At 69.5% G+C, this 23992-nt stretch carries 21 protein-coding genes and 1 pseudogene; 6 read left to right on the top strand and 16 right to left on the bottom strand.

Annotated features, from left to right (window positions below; all coding sequences use genetic code 11):
- Window positions 1-9 precede the first annotated feature (9 nt).
- Window positions 10-630: an alpha-ketoglutarate-dependent dioxygenase AlkB gene (locus ACFVMC_RS19515; protein ID WP_379212056.1), complete on the bottom strand. Its 621-nt coding sequence runs from the start codon at window positions 628-630 to the stop codon at window positions 10-12.
- Between the two features lie 47 nt (window positions 631-677).
- Complete coding sequence (locus tag ACFVMC_RS19520; protein WP_379212058.1) at window positions 678-842, bottom strand: hypothetical protein; 165 nt, start codon at window positions 840-842, stop codon at window positions 678-680.
- Window positions 843-996: 154 nt separating this feature from the next.
- Here ACFVMC_RS19520 and ACFVMC_RS19525 point away from each other — a divergent pair, with 154 nt between their 5' ends.
- The gene (locus ACFVMC_RS19525; protein ID WP_379212059.1) at window positions 997-1452 is read left to right on the top strand and encodes an SRPBCC family protein; all 456 of its coding nucleotides are present in this window, start codon (window positions 997-999) and stop codon (window positions 1450-1452) included.
- Here ACFVMC_RS19525 and ACFVMC_RS19530 read toward each other — a convergent pair.
- The 4 genes from ACFVMC_RS19530 to ACFVMC_RS19545 all read right to left on the bottom strand — a co-directional run bounded on the left by ACFVMC_RS19530 (window position 1449) and on the right by ACFVMC_RS19545 (window position 9471).
- Entirely contained in the window at window positions 1449-2735 is a 1287-nt protein-coding gene (locus ACFVMC_RS19530) for an FAD-dependent oxidoreductase (protein WP_379212433.1), read from the bottom strand. The two genes, ACFVMC_RS19525 and ACFVMC_RS19530, sit on opposite strands and share 4 nt — an antisense overlap.
- Complete coding sequence (locus tag ACFVMC_RS19535; protein ID WP_379212061.1) at window positions 2735-3271, bottom strand: DUF4334 domain-containing protein; 537 nt, start codon at window positions 3269-3271, stop codon at window positions 2735-2737. The genes ACFVMC_RS19530 and ACFVMC_RS19535 overlap by 1 nt, the downstream gene beginning before the upstream one ends.
- Before the next feature lie 50 nt (window positions 3272-3321).
- Window positions 3322-9057 carry a TIR domain-containing protein gene (locus ACFVMC_RS19540; protein WP_379212062.1) on the bottom strand — a complete coding sequence of 1912 codons (5736 nt, stop codon included), beginning with the start codon at window positions 9055-9057 and terminating at the stop codon, window positions 3322-3324.
- Between the two features lie 63 nt (window positions 9058-9120).
- Window positions 9121-9471 carry a hypothetical protein gene (locus ACFVMC_RS19545; RefSeq protein ID WP_379212064.1) on the bottom strand — a complete coding sequence of 117 codons (351 nt, stop codon included), beginning with the start codon at window positions 9469-9471 and terminating at the stop codon, window positions 9121-9123.
- Between the two features lie 127 nt (window positions 9472-9598).
- Between ACFVMC_RS19545 and ACFVMC_RS19550 the strand changes: the two genes are divergently transcribed.
- Window positions 9599-10846, top strand: a complete 1248-nt coding sequence (locus tag ACFVMC_RS19550) for an SLC13 family permease (RefSeq protein WP_379212065.1) — start codon at window positions 9599-9601, stop codon at window positions 10844-10846.
- 63 nt (window positions 10847-10909) lie between these two features.
- Here the strand turns inward: ACFVMC_RS19550 and ACFVMC_RS19555 are convergent, their stop codons facing one another.
- The 6 genes from ACFVMC_RS19555 to ACFVMC_RS19580 form a co-directional block, all read right to left on the bottom strand.
- Entirely contained in the window at window positions 10910-11782 is an 873-nt protein-coding gene (locus ACFVMC_RS19555) for an inositol monophosphatase family protein (protein ID WP_379212067.1), read from the bottom strand.
- Entirely contained in the window at window positions 11761-12444 is a 684-nt protein-coding gene (locus ACFVMC_RS19560; protein WP_379212068.1) for a hypothetical protein, read from the bottom strand. The genes ACFVMC_RS19555 and ACFVMC_RS19560 overlap by 22 nt, the downstream gene beginning before the upstream one ends.
- The gene (locus ACFVMC_RS19565) at window positions 12444-13334 is read right to left on the bottom strand and encodes a hypothetical protein (RefSeq protein WP_379212070.1); all 891 of its coding nucleotides are present in this window, start codon (window positions 13332-13334) and stop codon (window positions 12444-12446) included. The genes ACFVMC_RS19560 and ACFVMC_RS19565 overlap by 1 nt, the downstream gene beginning before the upstream one ends.
- A gap of 191 nt (window positions 13335-13525) precedes the next feature.
- Window positions 13526-14029 (bottom strand): transcription antitermination factor NusB, encoded by a 504-nt coding sequence (nusB, locus tag ACFVMC_RS19570; protein WP_379212435.1) that lies wholly within the window; start codon window positions 14027-14029, stop codon window positions 13526-13528.
- Window positions 14026-14589 (bottom strand): elongation factor P, encoded by a 564-nt coding sequence (gene efp / locus ACFVMC_RS19575; RefSeq protein WP_379212071.1) that lies wholly within the window; start codon window positions 14587-14589, stop codon window positions 14026-14028. The genes nusB and efp overlap by 4 nt, the downstream gene beginning before the upstream one ends.
- A 38-nt stretch (window positions 14590-14627) precedes the next feature.
- Window positions 14628-15755 carry a M24 family metallopeptidase gene (locus ACFVMC_RS19580; RefSeq protein WP_379212073.1) on the bottom strand — a complete coding sequence of 376 codons (1128 nt, stop codon included), beginning with the start codon at window positions 15753-15755 and terminating at the stop codon, window positions 14628-14630.
- A 159-nt stretch (window positions 15756-15914) separates the two neighbouring features.
- Between ACFVMC_RS19580 and ACFVMC_RS19585 the strand changes: the two genes are divergently transcribed.
- From ACFVMC_RS19585 to aroB, 4 genes and pseudogenes are all read left to right on the top strand, one after another.
- Window positions 15915-16370 (top strand): prepilin peptidase, encoded by a 456-nt coding sequence (locus ACFVMC_RS19585; protein WP_379212075.1) that lies wholly within the window; start codon window positions 15915-15917, stop codon window positions 16368-16370.
- A gap of 136 nt (window positions 16371-16506) precedes the next feature.
- A complete protein-coding gene (gene aroC, locus ACFVMC_RS19590) occupies window positions 16507-17709 on the top strand; it encodes a chorismate synthase (RefSeq protein WP_379212076.1) in 1203 nt (400 codons plus the stop codon).
- Window positions 17706-18224: pseudogene (locus ACFVMC_RS19595) on the top strand (shikimate kinase); the annotation flags it as partial. The gene aroC and the pseudogene ACFVMC_RS19595, both read left to right, overlap by 4 nt.
- A 1128-nt stretch (window positions 18225-19352) precedes the next feature.
- Entirely contained in the window at window positions 19353-20474 is a 1122-nt protein-coding gene (gene aroB, locus ACFVMC_RS19600) for a 3-dehydroquinate synthase (protein WP_379212078.1), read from the top strand.
- Window positions 20475-20521: 47 nt separating this feature from the next.
- Here the strand turns inward: aroB and ACFVMC_RS19605 are convergent, their stop codons facing one another.
- The 4 genes from ACFVMC_RS19605 to ruvX are packed head-to-tail and all read right to left on the bottom strand — an operon-like array spanning window position 20522 to window position 23992.
- Window positions 20522-20986: a B-4DMT family transporter gene (locus ACFVMC_RS19605; RefSeq protein WP_379212080.1), complete on the bottom strand. Its 465-nt coding sequence runs from the start codon at window positions 20984-20986 to the stop codon at window positions 20522-20524.
- Between the two features lie 48 nt (window positions 20987-21034).
- Window positions 21035-21877: a shikimate dehydrogenase gene (locus ACFVMC_RS19610; RefSeq protein ID WP_379212082.1), complete on the bottom strand. Its 843-nt coding sequence runs from the start codon at window positions 21875-21877 to the stop codon at window positions 21035-21037.
- Entirely contained in the window at window positions 21867-23444 is a 1578-nt protein-coding gene (gene mltG / locus ACFVMC_RS19615; RefSeq protein ID WP_379212084.1) for an endolytic transglycosylase MltG, read from the bottom strand. Before mltG ends, ACFVMC_RS19610 begins: the two co-directional genes overlap by 11 nt.
- Window positions 23441-23992 (bottom strand): Holliday junction resolvase RuvX, encoded by a 552-nt coding sequence (gene ruvX, locus ACFVMC_RS19620; RefSeq protein WP_379212085.1) that lies wholly within the window; start codon window positions 23990-23992, stop codon window positions 23441-23443. The genes mltG and ruvX overlap by 4 nt, the downstream gene beginning before the upstream one ends.

A 23992-nucleotide genomic window follows, 5' to 3' on the forward strand; every position in this document is an offset into this window, starting at 1 on the left:
CAGGTCAAATCAGCGCACACCACGGGGACGGAACTGGATACTGATGCGCGGGCCCGCCGGTTTCCGAGTCTTGGGCACGGCATGTTCCCAGGTGCGCTGACACGATCCGCCCATCACCAGCAGGTCACCGTGCCCCACCTGGTAGCGCAGAGTTTCGCCACCCCCGCGCGGGCGCAGCAGCAATGCCCGGGGCGCGCCGACGGAGACGATCGCGACCATGGTGTCGTGCGCGGCACCCCGGCCGAGATTGTCGCCGTGCCAGGCGACGCTGTCGCGACCGTCGCGGTAGTAGCACATCCCGGCCGTCCGGAACGGTTCCCCGAGCTCCGCCCGATAGTGCGCGCTCAGGGCGGCGCGCGCGTCGTCGAGCACCGGATCCGGCAGTTCCTCGTGCTCGCCGTAGAACCGGAGCAGCCGCGGCACATCCACCACCCGGTCGTACATCGGCCGCCGCTCCGCCTGCCACGCCACCCCGTCGACCAGCCGCTCGAACAGCACATCCGCCCCGCTCAACCACCCCGGCAGCAGATCCACCCAGGCCCCGCGCGACAGCCTGGTACGACAAATCCGCCCGAGCCCACCCAGCTCGACCTCACCGAACCCGTCCAGCAGCGACCCTTGCAGCACCATGCGGCCGAACCTACACCCATTCGAACATACGTGCTAGCGGCTTCCGGTCAGCGTGTTCCTTCGGCGAACCGCCGCCGCAGCCCCCGGACCAGGTCGATCAGCCCCGCTTCGTCGAGCCGCGGGCGCTGCGCCCACGACGTGGTGTCGTACCAGGGCACCGCATCGGGCGTACCGACCGGACGAGCGAAGACATGCTGATGGAAGTGAGCCACCGTGCGCCCGCACCCCGGTGCTTTTCACAGATCGAGCAGAATCCCGTCATGATCTCGAGCGTACGAGGTGCCGAACACACTGTCGCGGTTGCGTAACCGGCGATGTCGACCCACGCTGGAGCGTGATCGAACCCATCGCCGAGAGGGAGAATCCGTGCGAACCATCTGCGTGCACTGGCATTTCGACGCCGACCCCGACACCGTGTTCGACGCGGTCACCGACCACGCGGCCTTGGCGACGGTTCCGGGGGTGGCCTCGGCACAGGTCGTGCGGCCGGGCGATACCGAGCCCAACGGCGCCGGGGCGATTCGAGAGGTGAACGCGCGGGCCGCCTGGTTCCGAGAGGAGATCACCGAGTTCGAGCGGCCGCGGCGGATGGGCTACCGGATCCTGAAAGCCCGGCCGCCGGTACGGCACGAGTTCGGGCGGATCGAGTTGACGCCCACCGCCGACGGGACACTGGTGATCTGGATTTCGCGGTTCGGCAGTTCGGTCCCGGTCCTGGGCCCGATCATCGAGCTGGTCACCGGATTCGCCGTGGCGCGCGCGTTCCAATGGATGCTGCTGCACACCGAACGCCGGATCAAGGCGGCCGCCGAGACCGGCTAGGAATAGCGGCGGGCGAAGATCGGGGCGTGTTCGGGTCTGATGCCGCGGGCCAGCAGGAACGGCGGGATGTCGCGCACGACGGGAACGCGCCGGAAGATCCGCAGCGGCAGGGGCGCCTGTTCGGCGCCCGCGATGTCGATGCGGCCGCTCAGAGCGGGACGGATCGCGCGGGCGTGCAGAAAGCGTTGCAGCCCTTGGGTTACGGCGGTGGGCAGGGCCCGGCGGCGCTGGACGCGGGCGAGATCGGCGGTGCCGACCCGGCCTTCGGCCAGCGGTTCGACGAGAATGCGGGCCGCGGCGACCGCGTCCTGCACGGCCAGATTGACCCCGACACCGGCGACCGGGGACATGGCGTGCGCGGCGTCGCCGAGACAGAGCAGACCGTCGGCGTACCACTTGTCGAGCCGATCCAGCCGCACGTCCAGCAGCTTCACCTCGTCCCAGTCCCGCAACGCGTCGACGCGATCGCGCAGCCACGGGACCGTCTCGGCCATACCACGCACAATGTCATCGACGGGGCCGCGCCGGGCCGCCGCGTCGCTGCCCTTGGCGATCAGCGTGGCCACCTGCCAGTAGTCGCCGCGGTCGAGCAGCACCGCGGCCCGGCGCGCGCCGACCACCGGAATCGCGCCCGCGGGGTCGGTGTCGTTGCGCGGCAGGCGAAACCACCACATGTCCATGGGAGTGGGCCAGCTGCGCGCGGGCAGCCCGGCGGCGGCGCGCAACACCGAGGCACGGCCGTCGCACGCGACCGTGAGCTGCGCGTGGATCTCACCGGTCGCACCGTCGGCGGTGCGATAACCGACGCCGGCCACCCGTCCTTCCTCCCAGATCACTTCCGTCGCTTCGGTATTCATACGCAACCGGAAGCCGGACTCGCGTTCGGCGGTGCGGGCGAGCAGATCCAGCAGATCCCATTGCGGCACCATCGCGATGTACTTGTGCTTGCCCGGAAGGCGTTCCAGCGACGCGAGGGTTTGCACGGTGGCGCCGATCGGGATCTGGACCGACCGGATCCGGCGAGCGGGCAGCTTCGCGAATTCCGCGCCGAGGCCGAGTTCGTCGAGCAGCTCGAGCGTGGTGGGATGCACGGTGTCGCCGCGGAAGTCGCGCAGGAAGTCGCCGTGCTTCTCCAGCACCGTGACCTCGATCCCGCCACGGGCCAGGAGCAGACCGAGTACCATCCCGGCCGGGCCGCCACCGACCACCAGGCACGTCGTGCGATCCATCGAGCCCACCTCCTCGGTACGCCCCCCGCCCGATGGTAGTGCCGGTTCCCGGATCAGTTGCGCAGCACGAAGAAATACGGCTCGGCCATGCCGCGCAGATCCATCACGCCGAGCAGCGTGCCCGCGTCCACCCGGCGGAAGTGGTCGATGATCGGCAGGTGGTCGTAGACCATGGCGGCGCTGACCAGGCCCCGGTACTCGATATCACGCAATCGTGCCGTCGGTTTGCCGGTGCGCAACGCGAATCCGGTGTAGCGCAGCGACTTCCGCACCGCGCGGATCGCGGGCAGCGGCACCCGATCGGCCAGCGCGAGCGGCACCCGGCGGGGGTCGACGGCGAACACCGCACCGGTCCCGTCGCTGAACAGCAACGGGTGCACCCGTTCCGGATCGTCGAATTGTTTTCCGTACCAACCCGATTCGACGAGGACACCGGCCAGCGGATGGCCGGTGTCGAGTTCCTCGCCACGCCAGCGGCCGGTGGTGATCTCGGCGACCGGCGCCGCGGGCAGCCGATCGAACAGGTCCCACGCCTGTTCCGGTGTCACCCGGGCGCGCAGCAGGGCGTCCAGTTCGGTGCCGTGGTCCATGCCGACTCTCCTCGTCTCAGCAACGTTGCGAGAGAAAGTCTATATATCTCTCAGAAAGGATCGTTCGGCGCCAGTCGCCGCACCTGCGGCAGGAACTCATCCAGTTCGCCGACATCGAAGCGGGACATGCCGATGACATGCCAGAACTGCCCGGCCGGAGCGCCGTCCACCTTGTAGCGCCCGTCCGGCGCGAGCGCCGCCCAGCTCTCCGGCAGCCCGAGCAGCACCGCCCGGATCACGGGCGCGTCCGCGGGCCGCTCCCCCATCGCCCACACGATGACATTGCCGTCGTCGGCGCCGCTGGCCAGCGTCCGCCCGGCGGGATCGAAAGCCAGCGACCAGACCTGCCGCTTGTGCCCCTCCAGGGTATGCAGGTGCCGTCCGGTCGCCATGTCCCACAGGCGGATCACCAGATCGTCGCCGCCGGTGGCCAGCACACCCGTGCTCGGGTCGATCGCCGCCGCCCACAACCGCGCGGTGTGCCGGTGGATCTCGTGCAGGCACGCGCCGCTCTCGACCTCCCAGATCCGGACCGTGGTGTCCCAGGAGACGCTGGCCAGCCGGTCACCGTGGAAGGCGACCGCGTAGACCCGATCCTCGTGCCCGCGCAGGGCCCGCAGGAACCGGCCGCTACGCACATCCCACAACCGCACCACCTTGTCGTCGCAGCCGGTTGCCATGAGCGTCCCGTCGGCGTTGAACGCGATCGAGCGCACCCGGCCGCGATGCTCGGTGCAGTGCGCGTGATGCGCGCCGGTGGTGCGCACCCACAGCGTGACGGTGTCGTCGTCGTTGGCGGTGGCCAGATAGACGCCGGTGGGGTCGTAGGCGCTGGCCCAGATCGGCGGCGACTCACCGGTGATGTGCCGCTCGTAGGAATCGGTGGCCAGGTTGTAGAGACTCAGCCGACCGTCGTTGCGGGCGATCGCGATCTGATCGGGGTCCACCGAGCTGAATCTGGCCGCCTCGTAGGAGAACAGCCGATCCTCGCTGCCCAGCAGCCGCCGCACCAGCCGTCCGGTCACCGGATCCCAGAACCGGACGACGCCATCGTTCCCGCAGGCGGCCAACAGCGTGCCGTCGGCATTGAACCGCACCGTGGTGACCTGGCGTCCGTGGCCGGTCAGCGTGTGCCGGCAGGCGCCGGTCGCGGGATCCCAGAGCCGCGTGGTGAACTGGTCGTCGGTGACGGCCAGCTGACGCCCGTCGGCACGGAAGGCGAACGGCCAGATCGATCCGGTGTGCGCGGTCAGCCGGTGCCGCAACTCTCCGGTCACGCTGTCGTGCAGGCAGACCCGGCCCGCGCTGTCCCCCGAGGCGAGCTGGTCACCGGCGGGATCGAAACCGATCCAGTACAGGGCGGCGCCGGAGTGTTCGGCCGAGACGTGCCGGGTGGCGCCGGTCTCGTAGTCCCAGAACCGCAGTCCCCCTTCGGTATCCCCGCTTGCCAGGATCGGCAGGTTCGGGTGGAAGGCGAGGGTGTAGACCCGGCCGGTGTGCCCGGTGAGCACACGCACCCGGACCGCGGCCTCCGGGTCCCAGAGCGAGATGCTGCCGTCGACCGCGGCAGCGGCCAGCAGGCGCCCGCCCGGACCGAACGCGACGCGGTACACCGCGCCCGCCGCCGCGGTGAATTCGCCCTCCTGGGTTCCGGTCTCGGTGTCCCACAGGCGAACCACACCGTCGCGGTAGGCGGCGGCGAGAGTGCTGTCGCAGAAGTCCATGCTGTAGACGAGTTCGCTGCCCCCGCCGCCCGGACGGCACTCGTGCAGCAGCTCACCGCTGGGCAGCGCCCACAGCCGCAGCACACCCGCGGCGTCCCCGGTGGCCAGTACGTCACCACGCGGGCTCAGCACCACCGGCCACGGCCAGTTGTCGTGGCCGGACAGGATCCGGCGCAGATCACCCGTGGCCGCGTCCCACAGGCCGACGGTGCCGTCGCCGGACCCGGTGATCAGCACCTCCTCGGTGTAGCCCACCGCGAAGGTGCGGGCGCGGTGGGTTTGCAAGGTGCGCAGCGGCCGTCCGGTCTCGGTGTCGTAGATCAGCACGCCGCCGTTCTCGCTGCCGATCGCCAGGGTGCCACCGTCCGGGCTGTAGGCCACCGGCTGCGGCAGCCGGCCGTGCCGGGCGTGGAACCCGTGCCGCACTCCGAGGGCGGCGGGCGCGAATTCGGTGTGCACCGGTGTGCCGGGCACCGTGGCCGCGCCGCGCAGATCCGAATCCAGGGGCGTGCCGGTCACTTCCAGCAGCGCGGCCCGATGCCAGCGCGCGCCGAGCGCGCGCGCACCCGTGAGGTCGGTGCGTGCCAGGCGCGCACGCGACAGGTCGGCGCCGCGCAGATCCGTGTCGGTGAGTACGGCGTCGTCGAGCCGGGCGCCGGTCAGCCGCGCGCCCCGCAGCAGCGCGCCCGCCAGATTCGCGCCCACCAGCCGCGCGCCGCTCAGATCGGCGTCGCTCAGATCCACGCCGCGCAGTTCGCGATAGGACAGATCCGCGCCCGCCAGCGCCGCGCCGCGCAGATCCGCCGAGGGCGCGGTGGCCAGCCGGGTGCTCACCCGTAAAGCGTTGCGCCGGGCATGTTCACCGGCCTCCGGATCGGCCAGCACCGCCTCGGCCCAGGCGCCCGCGGCCCGGTGATCGGCCAGATCGCAGAGGAAATCGACGGTCAGCTGGGACAGCGGGCGCGCCGCCAGCTGCGGCGGCGCGGCGGTACCGCCCTTGAACTGCCCGGCGATGTGATTGGCCACCAGCCATTCGGTGACCGAGGAGTGAATGAACCCGAACAGGTTCTCCTCGGTGCGCACCAGCAGGCTGCCCGAGCCGATGGCGTGCGCCTGCTGCTCGGGGGTCATGCGGTGCGAGCCGGTGATCTCCACCAGATCCTTTGCCACATCCGTCAATTCGGACATGCGCAGGTACTGTTCGCCGGATTCCCAGCAGCGCAGCGCGAAAGCTGTTACTGCCAGCCACAATTCGCCCAGGCTCAGCCCGGGCAGCGTCCCCGCCACCGCGCCGGTCCGGCGCGCCTCGAATTCCAGCCAGGTATCCAGGATTTCGCGATACAGCCCGGCCGGGCCGACCGCACCCTTGGTGTCGGCCGCCGAACGCAGGCGCGCGTCTTCCAGATCGGCGATGAAACTCAGCATGCGCGGATTACGGGCCAGGCCGAGCAGATCCTGGATCCCGGTGATCCGGCGCATCCGGTCGTCCGCGCGGGCCTCGTCGCCGCCGTACCGATTCACCAGGAAGGCCCGGATCTGTTCCGGGGCAAACGGTTCGATGGTGAGAATGTGCCGGTCCTGCACCATGCCGACCCGCTCGCCGAGCGCCGAGAGGACCTGGGACCGGGACTCGAAATGCTGGGTGCGGCTGGCAACGACGATCTTCGCCTTGCCCGCGGCCGCTTGGAGCAGCGTCTCGAGATGCTGTGCGGCGAATTCGTAGCTGATCCGGGTGGCGAGCTCGTCGAATCCGTCGAACAGCAGCACCACCCGGCCCTCGCGCAGCATGTAGTGCAGCGCGTCCAGATCGATCCGGCCCTCGCCGTGATTGGCCAGGTGCGCGGCCACCAGACCGTCCACCGTGTGCGATTTGTCCAGGCCGCGCAACTCGATCAGGATCGGGATCAGCGCGGGCCGGGACTCGGTGATCCGGCGAGCGACCTCGCGCAGCGCGAAGGTCTTACCCCGCCCGAAATCACCCAGCAGCAGCACGAACCGGCCGTGGTCGGCCGACACCACCCGAAGCAGTTCACCCGCCAGATCCTCGTGCGGCTGCTCGTCACCGTGTTCGAGCAGCTTGAAACGCTGCGGCACATACAGATCCGGCGGATACCGGCGATCGGACCGCAGCCGCGCCAGCTGCCCGGCCAGATATCCGTCCAGATCGAGCAGGCCCTGGAAATCGGTGAAGCTGCGTAACCATACGCCGTGGCTCGCTGCTTCCTCGCGCAGCGAAAGCGTCGGCGGCGCACCGCGATACACCAGATCGGAGCCGTATTCCGGGTCCTGGGCGAGAAACTCCTCCACCGCCTCGCGGGTCATGTCCCCGACGTGCACGCCCACCCGGCGCACGCCGACCACCTCGCCTTCCTTGTGGATGACCAGCAGATGCGGCGGATCCGCCTGCACCCGGCGGATTCTCGCGCCGGGGAAACGGGTCTCGCAGACCTCGGCGACCCGATCCAGCAGCCGGGTATGCGGATTCACGATCTCGGCGTCGGTGTCCGCGGGTGGTTCGAGGGCGAGCTCTTCGGCGCCGGGCAGTTCCAGCGGTGTCGCCGGCGGCAACGCGGCGGCGGCGTGCACCCAGGTCTGGGTCAGGGTCGACCACGGTTCACCGGGCTTGGACTCGGCGGCGCTGTAGCGCGCCAGCCCATCCATGGTGATGTGCACGATCTCGTCGCGGCCGGGCGCCGCCGCGGGCAGCACCGGCAGGACACCGCCCAGCCGATCCAGATGCCGGCCGCCCGGGCCGGGCCCGTGCAGCAGCAGATTCAGCCGACCGGCCAGCAGCCGCGACAGCGCCTCGGCGTCGCGCAGCACCGTCGGATCCTCCGGTGCGGCAGCGGGACCCGGCAGCGGGTCGTGGCGCAGCACGCCCAGGCGCAGCCAGCCGAGGCGTTCGAATTCGCGTAGCTGCTGGGCGAACCAGGCGGCCTGCGAGGTCCCGATCTCGCCGTAGTCGTCGCCGACGCGGTGCGTCATCGCCATCGTCGAATTCATTCCGGCCACCACCACCCGCAACTCCGGAATCGGGAACAGCGTCCACGGCTGCCCGATATCGAAGACCAGATGATCCAGGCCCTGGTACAGCTCGGTGAACAGTCGCGAGAACTGCTTCAGCTTGGGGAAATACGGTGGCTGCGGCTTCCGCTCGTTGGCCTCCTGATCGAAGAAATACGCCTGGCAGGCCGCCTTGGACACATCGTGGTTGCCCGGCACCACGATCACCCGGCTCGGCTCCAGACCGAGCAACACCCGCAGGCCGGTCAGGAAACGCAGCGCCTCGTCCACCTGGCTGGGGCGTGCGGCCTCGGTCAGATCGCCGGTGACCACCAGCAGATCCGGCTTCGGCACACCCTGATCCACCAGCTGGGTCACATTCGCCCAGATATGCGCCTGGAGGTCACCGGCCGTGGCCGGATCGTCGCGGCCCAGCAGGCCGCGGCCGAAGCGCGGGCCCGCCACATGCAGCACCGACACCCCCTCGTGCCGATCGGCCGGCACGGTGGCCGAACCGGGGAATTCCGGGGCCGCCACAGGAGTGCGCCGATGCCATGGACGTTCGACGGTGCCGGACTCGTCCTCGAGCAACGACTCCACCGGGGCGTCCAACGGAAATGCCGGTGCCAGACCGGGTTTCGCGCGCCCGGCCAGCAGATGCCCCACCCGCTCCAGCAGGGTTCGCCGCGCCACGTCGGCACTGGCCACCCCGACCATATCCACGTAGGTGATGGTGGCCAGCAGCCCGCTCAGCTCGCATTCAGCGATCCGGATCGGCAGCAGCTTGCCCGGCTCGGTGCGATAGGTGGCCTGCCACTCCTGCGTGCCGCCTTTGGAGTTCAGATAGTTCTCCGACAGCACCGCCAGCACGACCGCCGACTCGCGCACCCCGCGGTCCATGAAGTCGATGAAGTTGGTGCCCGGCACGAAATCCCAGGCCTGGATCAGTGTGCGATACCCCGCCGATTCCAGCTGCCAGGCCAGCCATGTCGCCCACCGTTCGTCCGCCGGAGAGTAGCTGATGAAGAAATCACGAGGCTGGGCGCCGGGCTGCGTCACCCACCCAGTATGCCTGTCCACTAGATCATCTTGGGCGACACCGGGTTACATGCGACGATGCCTTCATCTCCCCGCCGCGAGTGCGGTTCGAGCACGCTCGGGAACCGCGTTCGCCGCCAGCGGTGTGAACGACCGCACGTAGAGACCTCGGTGCTCGATCAGACCGTAGGTGTCGTCGGTCCCCCAGGCTTGGAAGGTGATCCGATACGGGACGGCGGCACCATCCAGATCGACAGCCAGTACGTCGCGGACCTCACGGCTACCGGCCGGGATCTGGACGAAATCCTCGCTGAACTCGAGCAACGGATTGAAACGGTCGGCGTATTGATTCTCGTAACGGCCGAATTGCAGCGCGGTACCCGCTATCGCCACCAGCACAGCGACGACAATCAAGACCTTCACTCGACGAGACATCCGAGAGCCCCTCCCTCACAGCCGATTCGGTGCCGTGATCTTACCCGGCGATGCGCACGTGCGGAGTAGCCCGAGGTTGTCCGTCGCCGACGTGCTCGACGATCGTCTCGGATGCGATCATGAACGGGTGCCCGAACAGGTCGAGTCGACTGCTGATGCGCCGCCGAGTGAGGAGACCCGGCGGTACTGGGGGCTGAGCGTGCTGGATTGGGTGCGGATCGGGCTGCTGGTGGTGGGGGTGGCGTGTGTGCTCACCGGGGCGTTGCCTCGGGATGAGGCGGCGGAGAACATGCGGCGGATCTGGCCGCTGCTGGTGTTTCTCGGCGCGGTGATCATTCTGGCCGAATTGACCAGGCAGGCCAAGGTTTTCGACGCGATCGCGCATCGGCTGGCGATTCTGGGGCGCGGGTACTATCCGGCGCTGTTCGGGCTGTGCGTGCTGTTCGCGTCATCGACGACGATCCTGCTGAACCTCGATACCACCGCCGTGCTGTTGACTCCGGTCATGCTGGCCCTGGCCGGGCCCGCGCGGATTCCGCCGCTACCGCTGGCGATGCTCACGCTCTGGCTCGCCAATACCGCCAGCCTGCTGCTGCCGGTGTCGAATCTTACGAATCTGCTGGCCGCCGACCGGGTGGCGCTGCACGCCACCGAATTCGCGGGCACCATGTGGGCTCCGCAGCTGGTGTCGATCGCGGCGACCATGCTGTGCCTGTGGGTGTTCTACTGGCGGCGCGGCCATCGCGATGCCGACCGCTACGTGCCGCCGCAACCGGTGCGGCCCTCGAACCCGCGCGAGCGAGCACTGTTCCACACAACCGCGGGCGCGTGCCTGCTGTTCATTCTGGCCATTCCGTTCGTCGGCGAACGGATCGATGTCGCGGCCGTCATCGCCGCCCTGATCGCACTGACCGCTTTTGCCGTGCTCGACCGATCCGCACTGAAGTTCGCGCTGTTTCCCTGGCAGCTCCTGGTTTTCGTGGTCGGGCTGTTCCTGGTGATACCGACGCTGAGCCGCCACGGCCTCGCCGACCTGATGCACCTGCTGATCGGCTCGGACCCCGGCGCCCAGGGTGCCTATCGCGCGGCAGCCGCCGGGGCGGGACTGTCGAACATCGCCAACAACCTGCCCGCCTACACCGCGGGTGAGGCCGTGGTGCCCGGCGAGAATCGAAATCAACTGCTGGCCTTACTGATCGGCACCAATGTGGGGCCGATCGTGACGCCGTGGGCCTCGCTGGCAACGCTGCTGTGCCTGGAATTCTGCCGCACCCACGCCGTCCGCGTACCCATGCGCCGATTCGTACTCACCGGTGCGGCCCTGGCGACCCTGTCGACCGCCGGCTCCGTCGCGGCCCTGCTGCTCACGAACTAGATCCCGCTCGGCCCGCCGCTCCCACGCCCCGCCATCACGAACCGGGTGACTCCACTCCCCGCGCTAGCGCAGACCGGTGACCGCGACCTCGGCGGCCGCCTTCACCCAGCGGGACAGTTCGGCTGTCATCCGCGGGCTGCCCGCGATGAAATCGACCTCACCGCCGAGCGGGTCGATGGTGTCGTCCAGCGGCGCGCCACCGAAATCGGTGAGCTCGACCCCGGATTCGCGCGCGATCAGGCTGCCCGCGGGCAGATCCACCACCCCGGCCCGATACCCGACGAAACCGTCGATATCGCCGCGCGCCAACATGATCCAGCACAGCAGCGGCGACCACAGCTGGATCAGGCGACGCGAATTCGCCTCCAGGCTCAACCGCAGCGCGCGCGCACCGGCATCGGCCCGCCCCACCGGATAACCCTGCAACCAGGCCAGAATCGGCGCGGAATCGGGCCGCGGCGACGGCGGCTGCCACAGCCGGCCACCCGGACCGGTGGCCCCGCGGCCGCGCAGCGCCGACCAGGTATGGCCCGTCAGCGGCTCGTGCACGACACCCACCACCGGAGTTCCGTAGTGACACAGGGCGATTCCGACCGTGCACACCGGCAGGCCGATGGCGATGTTGTTGGTGCCGTCCAGCGGATCGACCACCCAGCACCAGGCGTCGTCGGCGCCGGGCAGCAACCCGGACTCCTCCGCCAGGATCCGATGCGTGGGGAAGGCCCGGCGCAATTCGGCGAGAATGATGTCCTCGGCGCGCAGATCCAGGTCGGTGACCAGATCGCCCGCGGCCCCCTTCGCCCGGATGGCCAGCGCACCACCCAGACCGGCGCGGATCGCCGCCCCGGCGGCCTCGGCCGCTGTGATCGCGACCCGGGCCGCCACCTCCGGCACGACGAGTTCCGGCGCGGGATTCAAGACGTCGCTCGGTCCCATTGCTCCTCCAGGTGAGCTGGCTGGGTCAGCTGTTCCAACACGGTCCGCGCCACCCGGCGGACCTCGTCGGCGGTGCACGGCGCCCGATGTACCCAGTGGTCGTCGGTGGCCAGACCGCCCAGTGATCGATCGGGCTTGCCATGACGGTACTCGCCCAGCGCCACCGTCGCTGCCACACCGACCACGTCCGAGACATGGAATACACCGTTCGGCAGGGAGTACACCTCACCCGACCGGAACACCTCGTGCGAACGCAGCCGGTAACCGACGACCTGCGGAGTGGCCCGGACCAGGTCGCCGTCGGCGCCGCTGTGCACCTCGAAGAGGCGATGGGTGGGGGTCTCGGGCGACTCGACGAGGTCGAAGACGTCGTTGGCCACCGCGCCGTAGAGCACCAGGCTCAGCAGATCCCAGCTGTGCGCGTGCATCGGCGAGGTGGTGGGATGCGCGCGGGCGCCCTCGGTCCACACGTGCAGGCAGACGCCCAGATCACCACCGCGCCACACCGGGAAGCACAGGAACCCCAGCGGATGACGCACGGCCGACGCCGCCACCGTGCCCGCCGCGACCGGGCGCAGATAGTCCCGGACCCATGCGCCCACTTCGCGAGCCGGCGTCGCCGAGGCCGTGATCGAACCGCGTAGTCGGGCATAGGGATTCATCAGAACGGATTCTCCGGGTTGAGCGCGCGGCGCACGATCTCGGCGACATCGCGGTCCTCGAAGGACGCGGGCAGGGGCAGGCCGAGCGCGTCGAACACGGCGCGGACCTGCTCGACCGTCGGCGGGTCGTCCAGTTGCACGTCGCGGGCATTGCTCAGCGGCACTTTCTTGGCCTGGTCGAAACTCGAATCCAGTTCGCGGCTGAAATCGCGGTAGTAGGGCTTGTCCCGCTCGAACATCATGGCCGGAGTGTTGGGATTGTCCTGGGTGATGATGACGCAGCTGGTGGACAGGTCCCAGCGGAAGGTCGTCATCACCGACGAGAAGCCGACCGCGATATCGAGCGGGCTGTACTGCTGCTTGTACCAGGCGGCCGCCAGGACGCTGGCGAAGGATTCCTGCTGCACGCGCCGCGTGGTCCACGGGTCACGGGCGCGGGTCGCGTCCGGGGCCACCGAGGCACGGAACTCCGCGTAGGTCTTGCACAGCAGTTCGTTGGTCGGATCCAGGATCTCCAGGCGCACCCGCAGACTGCGCTGCGCCTGCCGGGCATTGCGTACACATTCCTTGAGGGTGACCGCCCGGATGTAGGTTCCGGTGCCGCCCTTGAAGATCCACTTCTCGGTGTCGCGGCGCGCCAGTGTGTGCTGATGCCCGATCTCGGGGCCGTTGAGCATCTGCACCGACGACGCGTCCCGCATCGCCTTGGCCGACAGATGCCGGTCGCGCAGCAGCGTGGTGGCCAGCAATGCCAGCACGAGCAGCACCGCCGCGTTCACCTTGTCGGCCTCGAGGACGTCCATGACCGCGAGGACGCCCACCGTGCCCGCGAGGACCAGTGCCACCAAACCGTCGACATTGTTGCGCAACCAAGTCAGGAACCGCGACATGCACCATCCTCCCCGTCGTTCCCACCAGGATAGGTGCCCGTGGTGACGACCACACCCGGATTCCCTTGACCTCGAGTCAGGTCGAGGAACCAGTATGGGATCCGTTACCGCCGGGTCCAGTACACCCACCGGCGGAAACGAGAACAGCCGCACGCTCACCGAAGAGCGTGCGGCTGTTGGCTTTTCGCCGGTTACGCGTCCGGCTCGGGGCGCGGCGCGCGGGTCGCCGCGGCGGCGGCGCGCACCTGCGGCGCGACCAGCACCACCTGGCCGAGCACACCATTGATGAACGACGGCGAATCGTCGGTGGACAGCTCCTTGGCCAGCTCCACCGCCTCGTCCACGGCCACCACCGGCGGAACATCGTTGGCGTGGAACAACTCCCACACCGCGATGCGCAGAATCGCGCGATCCACCGCGGGCAACCGCTCGAGGGTCCAATCCTGGAGATAGGACTCGATGGTGCCGTCCACCCGATCCAGATCGTCGGCGACGCCCTCGACCAGCGTGTGGGTGTAGGCGTGCACCGGCGCGACCGCCTGATCATCGCGGGCCAGCTCCACCCGCTCACCGAGCAGATCGGCCACGTCGATATCGCGGGCCTCCGCCTCGAAGAGCAGATCGACCGCGCGACGCCGGGCCTTGTGCCGGGCGCCGAGCTTCTTGAACTTCTTGTCCTCCGGCACGCGCGTCAGGAGTTGACGCGGCTGATGTAGCTGCCGTCGCGGGTGTCGATCTTGAGCTTGTCACCCACGTTGATGAACAGCGGGACCTGCACCTCGGCGCCGGTCTCGATGGTGGCGGGCTTGGTGCCCGCGCTGGACCGGTCGCCCTGCAGGCCCGGCTCGGTGTGGGTGACGACGACCTCGATCGAGACCGGGAGCTCGATGAACAGTGCCTCGCCCTCGTGCATGGCGATCTGCACGCCCATGTTCTCCAGCAGGAAGCCACCCGCCTTGCCCACCGTGGTGTCGCCCAGGTGGATCTGGTCGTAGGTCTCGCCATCCATGAAGATGTAGTCCGAGCCGTCGTGGTACAGGTAGGTCATATCGCGGCGGTCGACGGTGGCGGTCTCCACCTTGACGCCGGCGTTGAAGGTCTTGTCGACGACCTTGCCCGACACCACGTTCTTCAGCTTGGTCCGCACGAACGCGGGGCCCTTACCCGGCTTGACGTGCTGGAATTCGACAATCTGCTGGAGGTTGTTGTCGATCTTCAGCACAAGGCCGTTCTTGAAGTCACTGGTGTCCGCCACTGTCCTCGGATCTCCTCGTTGTCACAGGTGAACCGGCGTCATTCGACGACGGTCAGGTCTTTGCTGGTGTTGGTGAGCAACTCCGGGCCCCCTTCGCGCACCACGAGCGTGTCCTCGATCCGGACTCCGCCGCGGCCGGGAAAGTACACACCAGGTTCGACGGTCACCGCCACGCCGGAGAGAAGTGTACCGGTTCCGGTTTTCATGATGCCGGGAGCTTCGTGGATCCGCAGTCCGACGCCATGGCCCAGACCGTGCGAGAACAGCGTGCCGTGCCCGGCCGCCTCGATCACCGCGCGCGCGGCGGCGTCCACCTCGACCACCCCGGCCCCGGGGCGCAAGGCCTTGCGCCCCGCCCGCTGCGCCTCCTCGACCAGCTCGTACACCTCGCGCTGCCACTCCGAGGGTGCACCGAGCACGAAGGTCCGGGTCATATCCGAGTGGTAACCGTTGACCACCGCGCCGAAATCGATCTTCACGAAGTCGCCCGTGCGCAGGATGCCGTCGGCGGCGCGATGATGCGGGATGGCCGAGTTGGCCCCCGCGGCGACGATGGTGGTGAAGGCGATGTCCTCCGCGCCGTGCTCGTACATCGCCCACTCCAGGTCTCTGGCGACCTGGCGTTCGGTGCGGCCCGGGCGCAGCGCGCCACGTTCCAGGATCGTCGCGAGCGCGGCGTCACCGGCGGCGCAGGCGGCACGCAGCTGCGCCACCTCGTAGTCGTCCTTGACCAGGCGCAACTGCTCGACCAGGCCCGCGACCGGAACCAGTTCCAGGCCGGTGCGCTGCTCGGCGAAGCCGCGGTGCTCGTCGACGGTGACGATATGGCTCTCGAAACCGACCCGGCCGACCTGCCACTCCCCCGCCAGCTCCACGATGCGCCGGGCTGTGGCCCGCGCGATCTCGGCGCGCAGATCGGGTACCTGGCGCGCCACCTGATCGCGGTAGCGGCCGTCGGTGCCGATCACGGTGCGCTCCTCGTCGTTGCGCATCTCCCAGGCGTGCACCAGCAGTGCCGCGTTGGATCCGGTGAATCCGGTCAGGTACCGGATATTCACCAGATCGGTGACCAGCAGGGCATCGACCTCGTTCTCGATCAGGAGACTCCGCAACGCGCTACGGCGCGCCGCGTAGTCGGGCGCGGAGGCCGCGTGATCAGCACACATGGAACCAAGTTACCGCCGACACGCCGTCGAGTGGAGCCACAACACGAGACCCGCCGATCGGCCGGCATCGCGGACACGGGTTGTTCACATGCGCGGGAGTTGTCCCCGGATCCGGCGGCGGGGATTGCTTTCGACGGCCGGCGGACGAGGCTGGAAGGCATGGAAATTCTGGCGTTCGCGGTGCTCACGGGGTGGTGTGCGGTGCTGAGCTGGTGGGATCTGCGGCAGTGGCGGCTTCCCGATCCGCTCACCGGGTCACTCGCGCTCGGCACGCTCGGATATGCCTGGTACGCGGGACAATTCGGCGCGGGCGTGATCGGGGCGGCGCTCCTGGCCGTGCCGTATCTCCTGGTGCATCTCGCGGCGCCCGGCGCGCTCGGGGCCGGCGATGTGAAGCTGGCCGTCGGATTGGGCGCGGCGGCGGGCCCGGGCGGAGCCCAGGTCTGGGTGTGGGCGGCCGTGGCCGCGCCGGTACTCACCGCGGCACTGGGGGTTGCGAGGCTGTGCGCCAACCGAATTCGCCGACGCGCCGGGCCCGGCGCCTCCGGCGGGGTGCCGCACGGGCCCGCCATGTGCGCGGCTACCCTGATCGCCCTGGGCGCCGCCGCGATCTGACCGGCGCCGTTGCGCAAACGAGGACAAATCTCGATGAGCACTGTGAAGGGGCCTCGACCGGGCGACCGGACACGTGCCCGCAATCACAATCGACCGGATTCCGGAGCTCGGGTATCAGCATGAAAGGATATAAGGCGTGTTGCGCTGGATAACTGCCGGAGAATCCCATGGTCCCGCTCTCGTCACCATCCTCGAGGGGATGGTCGCGGGTGTCGAAGTGACGTCCGACGAGATCTCCGCACAACTCGCCCGCCGCCGGCTCGGCTACGGGCGCGGCGCCCGGATGAAATTCGAGGCCGACAAGGTCACCATGGTCGGCGGCGTCCGCCACGGCCGTACCATGGGCGGACCGGTCGCCATCGAGGTCGCCAACTCCGAATGGCCCAAGTGGACCACGGTCATGTCCGCCGATCCGGTCGATCCCGCCGAACTCGCCGACCTGGCCCGCAACGCGCCCCTCACCCGCCCCCGCCCCGGCCACGCCGACTACTCCGGCATGCTCAAGTACAACTTCGACGACGCCCGCAACGTGCTCGAACGCGCCAGCGCCCGCGAGACCGCGGCCCGCGTCGCGGCCGGTACCGTCGCGCGCAATTTCCTGCGCCAGGCGTTCGGTGTCGAGGTCGTCTCGCACGTGGTGTCCATCGGCGCCGCCGCCAACACCACCGGCGTCATCCCGAGCGCCGCCGACCTCGCGGCCATCGACGAGAGCCCGGTGCGGGCCTTCGACTCCGACGCCGAAGCCGCCATGATCGCCGAGATCGAAGCCGCCAAGAAGGACGGCGACACTCTCGGTGGCGTCGTCGAGGTGATCGTCGAGGGCCTGCCCGTCGGACTCGGCTCCTACATCAGCGGTACCGACCGGCTCGACGCGCGTCTCGCGGCCGCGCTCATGGGCATCCAGGCGATCAAGGGCGTCGAGGTCGGCGACGGATTCGAAACCGCCCGCCGCCGCGGCAGCCAGGCCCACGACGAGATGAAGCCCGGCCCCGACGGCGTGCTGCGCTCCACCAACCGCGCGGGCGGCCTCGAAGGCGGCATGACCAACGGTGAACCGCTGCGCGTGCGCGCGGCCATGAAACCGATCTCCACGGTGCCGCGCGCCCTGTCCACCGTCGACATGACCACCGGCGAGGAAGCCGTCGCCATCCACCAGCGCTCCGACGTGTGCGCCGTGCCCGCCGCCGGTGTGGTCGCCGAGGCCATGGTGGCGCTGGTCGTCGCGCAGGCCGCACTGGAGAAGTTCGGTGGCGATTCGCTCACCGAGACCGTCGACAACATCACCAGCTACGTCAAGCGGATCAGCAGCCGGCCACACGTACCCTCCACCGCGCCATGATCGTGCAGACCGACCCACGCGCACCGCGCGTGGTGCTGGTCGGCCCACCCGGGGCGGGAAAATCCACGATCGGCCGCAAACTCGCCAAAGAACTCGGGGTCGAATTGTTCGACACCGACGCCGGAATCGAGGCCGACACCGGCCGCACCATCCCGGAGATCTTCGCCGCCGACGGCGAACCGGAGTTCCGGAAGATCGAAGAGCGGGTGGTGCGCCGCGCCATTCTCAACGAACGCGGTGTGGTGTCGCTCGGCGGTGGTGCCGTACTGTCCGCCGACACCCGGGCGCTGCTGCGCAATCGCACGGTCGTCTACCTGGAAATCAGTGTGGCCGAAGGGCTGCGCCGCACCGGCGCCAGCAACCAGCGCCCGCTGCTGAACGGCGCCGACCCGGCCGCGAAATACCGTGAGCTCATGCGCATCCGCCGCCCGCTCTACCGCGAGGTCGCCGCCATCCGTGTGCGCACCGACGGCCGCAGCCCCGGCCGCGTCGTGCGCATGATCCTCGCCAAACTCGGCATCGAACACTCCGTACCGGACCCGGTCACGCAGGCCGCACCCACCGCGCCCGCGGCCAACAGCCGTTCCCGCGCCCGCCGCCGCGCTCGGGCCCGCGCCGCGGCCCGCCGCGCCACCGGCGAGGCACCCCAGCCCGCCGAATCCTCGAGCGCCACCAGCGAATCCGCCGCCGGAACCCCGCGCGACACGTCCGGACGCGAGACGACGACCGACACGGCCGCCACCAGCGGAACCGAGACCAGGCGCCGAGGCCGCGGCCGCCGCCGAGGCCGCCGCACCACCTCCGGCAGCGAAGGTGCCGCACCGGCCTTACCCGGCGGCGCGACCGCGCCGACCGACGGCGGCGACGCGGCACGAACCGCGGCCGACGCCTCCGATCACGGACCCGCCGAGACAACTCCGGCCGACCGCGGCGCGGCTGGCCGAACCAGCCCGCGCTCGGGCACCCGGACCCGTACCCTCCGAGGCGGCTCGCGCCGGGCAGGCACCGAATCATCCGGCGGCGCTACAGCATCCCGCCTGAACAGTTCGGGCAGCGCCCGTACCCCAGCGGACAACGAACCCACCCCGGTCGCGCCGCGCACCGACAGCCGCCGCGGCACGGCAACCGAAACGCGGCACACCGCGATCGAAACGCAGTTCGACCGGTCGAATACGCGGCCCGAGTCCACATCGGTGTCCCACAGAACCGAACGACCGGGTGGCGGCGGGCGAAACACTCGACAGCCCAGGCGAGCACGGCGGGCAGCGGGAGCGCCGAACACGGTCCCGGCCGCCGAGCCCAACGCTCGACCCTCGTCCGCCGCGAATACGGGCTCGACGGACAGCGTTGATCCCAGCGGCCGACGGCAGCCAGCGGGAGCATCCGAAACCACATCCGCGACAGATTCGACCGCCCGGCATGCGGACCCCGCGCACAACACCGGCGGTAGATCCGATGAACCACGGCGGGCAGCGGCAACTCCGCACATCGCCTCGGTCATGGAGCCCGACGCTCGGCCGACGGCAGAGGGGGATCGGGGCAGGTGAGCGACAAGACCAGCAGTGATGCCCGTGGGCGCCGGAGCGGCCACGCCGTGCGGGCAACCAACAACCTTCGGCACGAACAGAATCGGAGCAGACAACGTGAGTGAGCCGACCCGTATCGAGGTACGCACCGCCGACCCGTATTCGGTGATCATCGGGCGAGGGCTGCTCGGCGAACTCGTCGAATCGGTGACCACGGCGACCACCGGGGTGCGCACGGTCGCGATCTTCTATCAGCCGCCGCTGGCCGAAACCGCCGAAGCGGTACGAAAAGCGCTGGCCGACACGGGGCTCGACGCGCACCGCGTGGAGATCCCGGACGCGGAAGCCGGTAAGGACCTCCAGGTCGCCGGATTCTGCTGGGAGGTGCTCGGCCGGATCGGTTTGACCCGCAACGACGTCATCGTCAGCCTCGGCGGTGGCGCGGCGACCGACCTCGCCGGTTTCGTCGCGGCCACCTGGATGCGCGGCGTGAACATCGTGCACGTCCCGACCACACTGCTGGCCATGGTGGACGCGGCGGTCGGCGGTAAGACCGGCATCAACACCGAGGCGGGCAAGAACCTCGTGGGCTGCTTCCACGAACCGGCCGCCGTGCTGGTCGACCTGGCCACCCTGGAAACCGTGCCGCGCAACGAGATCGTCGCGGGCATGGCCGAAATCCTCAAGGCCGGCTTCATCGCCGACCCGGTCATCCTCGATCTGGTGGAACGCGATCCCGGGGCCGCCCTCGACCCGACCGGCGAGGTGCTGCCGGAGCTGATCCGCCGCGCCGTCCAGGTCAAGGCCGATGTGGTCGCCGCCGATCTCAAAGAATCCAGCCTGCGCGAGATCCTCAACTACGGCCACACCCTGGGCCACGCCATCGAGCGTCGCGAACGCTACCGCTGGCGGCACGGTGCCGCCGTCGCGGTGGGCCTGGTGTTCGCGGCCGAACTGGGCCGCCTGGCCGGTCGCCTCGACGACGCCACCGCCGACCGGCACCGGACAGTCCTGGAAAGTGTCGGCCTGCCCACCACCTACGACGCGGACGCGCTGCCGCAACTGCTGGATTCCATGCAGACCGACAAGAAGACCCGCTCGGGCGTGCTCCGCTTCGTCGTCCTGGATGGGCTGGCCAAACCCGGCCGCTTGGAGGGCCCGGATCCGACCCTGCTCGCGGCCGCCTATTCGGCCATCGCCCGCGAGGACAATCCGTCCGGCGGCGCGATCCTGCTGTAGAGATGACGAACGCCCCACCCGATCCGGGTGGGGCGCCGGCGTTTCCGTCAGGCGGCCGAGCCGCTGACCCCCGCCGGAGGCTTCTTCTCGATACGGCGTTCCGCGAGCATGCGGCCGATGCCCACCCCCGCGAGCGCGGGCAGGAAGATCAGCAGGACGATGAACGCGGCGGCGACGGTGGCTTCGAAGAGCAGCGGGTTGTCGCCGAGGTCGAAGCGCGGCAGGAAGTCCAGCAGCCAGGACACGACGCCCATGCCGACACCGCCGGCGACCGCGGCCTTCAGCCACATGATCGTGAGGTCGGAACCGTGTTCCGGATCGGGGTGCACTTCGCGGTCCTTGCGGCCGTCGAGTATCCCCCAGGCGGCGACCGCGCCGATCAGGGCCGCCAAGCACAGCAGGCGCAGCCAAGAGCCTTGTGTCGGCCAGTACACCATCGCGAACCCGAGCAGGGTGCGCATACCCACCACCAGCGCACCGAGCAACAGTGCCCGCATAACCCAACCAGTCATGACTGACACCATAACCCGCAGCTAGACGAAACCTAACTAGAACCCGTATCAGAAATTGAACCGGGCGCGGTGGGCATCTCGGACGTCGACGGCGGCGGCCATCTCGGCGCGGGGGGCCGGGCGGCCGGTGAACTGTTCGACCTGGCCGTAGGCCTGGTTGAGCAGCATCTGCAAACCACTGACGACGATGTGGCCCGCGCGCGCCACGGTCGTGGCCAAAGGGGTGGGCCAGGGGTTGTAGATGGCGTCCAGCACGATCGGCGCGACGGCGACCGATTCCGCGACCGCGGCGGCGGCCTCCGGCGGGACGGTGCTCACCACGGCTCCGGCGCTCGCGCACACCGACCGCACGGCATCGGGGTCGAAATCCGACACGGCGACGATCATGCCGAGCTCCTCGGCGAGTTCCACTGCGCTGCGAGCCCTTTCGAGACTGCGCGCCACCACGGTGACCGACTTCGCGCCGAGTTCGCGCAGCGCGAGCAGCGCGGGGCGCGCGGTGCCGCCCGCCCCGAGGACGACCCCCTCGGTGAGCGCGCCGACACCGCCGCCGCGCAGCGCGCCGAGGACGCCGTCGACATCGGTGCAGTCGGCGCGCCAGCCGTCGGCGGTGCGCACCAGCGTGTTCGCCGAGCCGACCAGTACGGCCCGTTCGGTGCGCTCGTCGGCGTACGCGAGGGCGGCCTCCTTGCCCGGCATGGTCACCGACAGTCCGACCCATTCGGGGCCGAGCCCGTCGACCAGCCCGGGCAGTTGCTCGGCCGAGCATTCGATCCGCTCGTAGGTCCACGGCAGGCCGAGCGCGCGGTAGGCGGCCAGGTGCAGCTGCGGCGAGCGGGAATGTGCGATCGGCTTACCCAGGACCGCGGCTTTGCGCCGGTCAGCGTCCACTGTCGAGGATTCCGCTCTGCTGGGCGATGCGGATATTGCGCAGGTGTTCGGAGTAGCTCGCGGTGAACATGGTGGTGCCCTTCGCGTCGACGGTGACGAAGTACAGCCAATCACCCGGTTCCGGCTTCTCCATGGCGCGCAACGAGTCCAGCGACGGCGCGGCGATCGGGTTGGCGGGCAGCCCCGACATGGCGTAGGTGTTCCACGGCGTCTTGGTCTCGCGGTCGTCGTCGGTGGTGGCGAGTTCGGTGGTGTCCAGCCCGTAGTTGACGGTGGAGTCGAACTGCAACGGCTGGTCGACGGCCAGCCGGTTCAGGATGACCCGCGCGACTTTCGCCCGGTCCCCCGGCGAGGCCTCCCGCTCGACCAGCGACGCGGCGATCAGCGTCTGATAGGGCGTCAGGTTCGTCTGCGCACCCGATTGCAGCAGGCCGGTCGCCTCGTAACCGGCGGCGCTCTGCGTGATCAGCTGTCGCAGGATCTGCTGGGGCGTACCGCTGGGATCGAAATCCCAGGTGCCCGCGGCGAGCAGGCCGTCGAGCTGGCGGCTGCGGTCCGGCGCGGCGCGTACCGATTCCATCGCCCACGCCGGGACGCCGAGCGCGGCCAGGTCGGTGCTCGCTGCCGCGGCGGCGAGATCCTGTGCGCTGACACACTTCTGCTGCGTCGCCATGCCGACGCAGCTGGCGGCCGAGATCTTCGTGTACAGCCCTTCGGTTGTCGAACCGGTCTTCACATCGTGCTGGTCGTGCAGCAATCGCCCCTCGGCGACAACGAGATTGCCGACCCGCGAGCCCTTGCCGACCAGTGTGGTCACCGCGTCGGCGGCGGGGCTCTTGCTGGGGATGGCGTAGTAACCCGGCTGCACCGAGGTCATGGCCGAATTCCGCATGGCCGCTTGGTAGAACGCGCTGCTGCTCTTGACCACGTCCTTCTCCAGCATGGAGTCGGCGATCTGGCTGGCGGTATCGCCGGGATGCACCTGCACCACCACGAGCGGACCACCCGGACCGGCGTAATCGGCTGGCGGGCCGAAGGATTCGGCGAACTTCTTGATCGCGAATCCGGCCGCGCCGACGAGCAGGACGGTCAGCACCGCGCCGATGATCCACATGCTGCGGCGGCGCTTCTTGCGTTCGGCCGCCTTGCGTGAGGCGGCCCGCGACGACCGGCGACCGCGCGGTGACTTGGCGGGCCGATCGGGCTTGGCCCGGCGGGTGGCGCGGGTAGCGGTCCGGGCGCTGGTGCGGGTCGCGGTGCGCACCGGCTTCCGCTGCGGCGGTTCCGGCTGCTCGGGTTCGTCGAAATCGTCGTCGAAATCGCTTGCGGCGCCGAAGTCCTCGTCGTCATAGCGGCCGGGGCCGTCGTAGAGCGGATCGTCGTCGTCGGTGTAGCGCGGGATGACGTTGGTGTCGTCGTCGTAATTGGCCCAGCGATCGGGTTCCGGCGTCTTCGTGGCCGCGCGACGGCGGCGGTCATCGGCCCACGCCTTTTCGTCACGCCGATAGCGGCGATCGGCCTCGCGCTGCCGGAAATGTTCCTCGGCGCGCGCCCATCGATCCGTCATGCATCGCCCTCCGACGACGCTGCCTCTTCGCCCGACTTCAACACCGCACTCCGTTCGTCCAACCATCCTTGCAGGATCGACACGGCCGCCGCCTGATCGATGACTCGGCGCTGGCCACGCGCGCGTACTCCACTGTCCCGCAATGCACGTGCAGCTGACACCGTAGTCAAACGTTCGTCGGAAAGCCGGATCGGCACGGGGGCAATACTGGCTTGCAAACTCTTGGCGAATGCCATGGCCAACCCCGCCGCGGTCCCCTTTTCCCCGCGCAGCGTGCGTGGCAAGCCGACGATGACCTCCACTGCCTCGTACTCGCGCACAATTTCGGCAATCCTGGCGATGTCGGGTGTCGGACCGCCTCCGCGCGCACCGGATTTGGCGCGCGGCACCGTCTCGACGGGTGTCGCAAGGATGCCGTCAGGGTCACTTGACGCCACGCCGATGCGGACACTGCCGACATCGATCGCGATGCGCCTGCCCCGCCCGGGGTCGGTCGCCGGATCCGGCCGGTGCCCGCCCTCGGGCAGTTCTGGGTTCTCCTCCGCCAT

It is taken from the genome of Nocardia sp. NPDC127579, from assembly GCF_042672005.1.
Lineage (GTDB): Bacteria > Actinomycetota > Actinomycetes > Mycobacteriales > Mycobacteriaceae > Nocardia.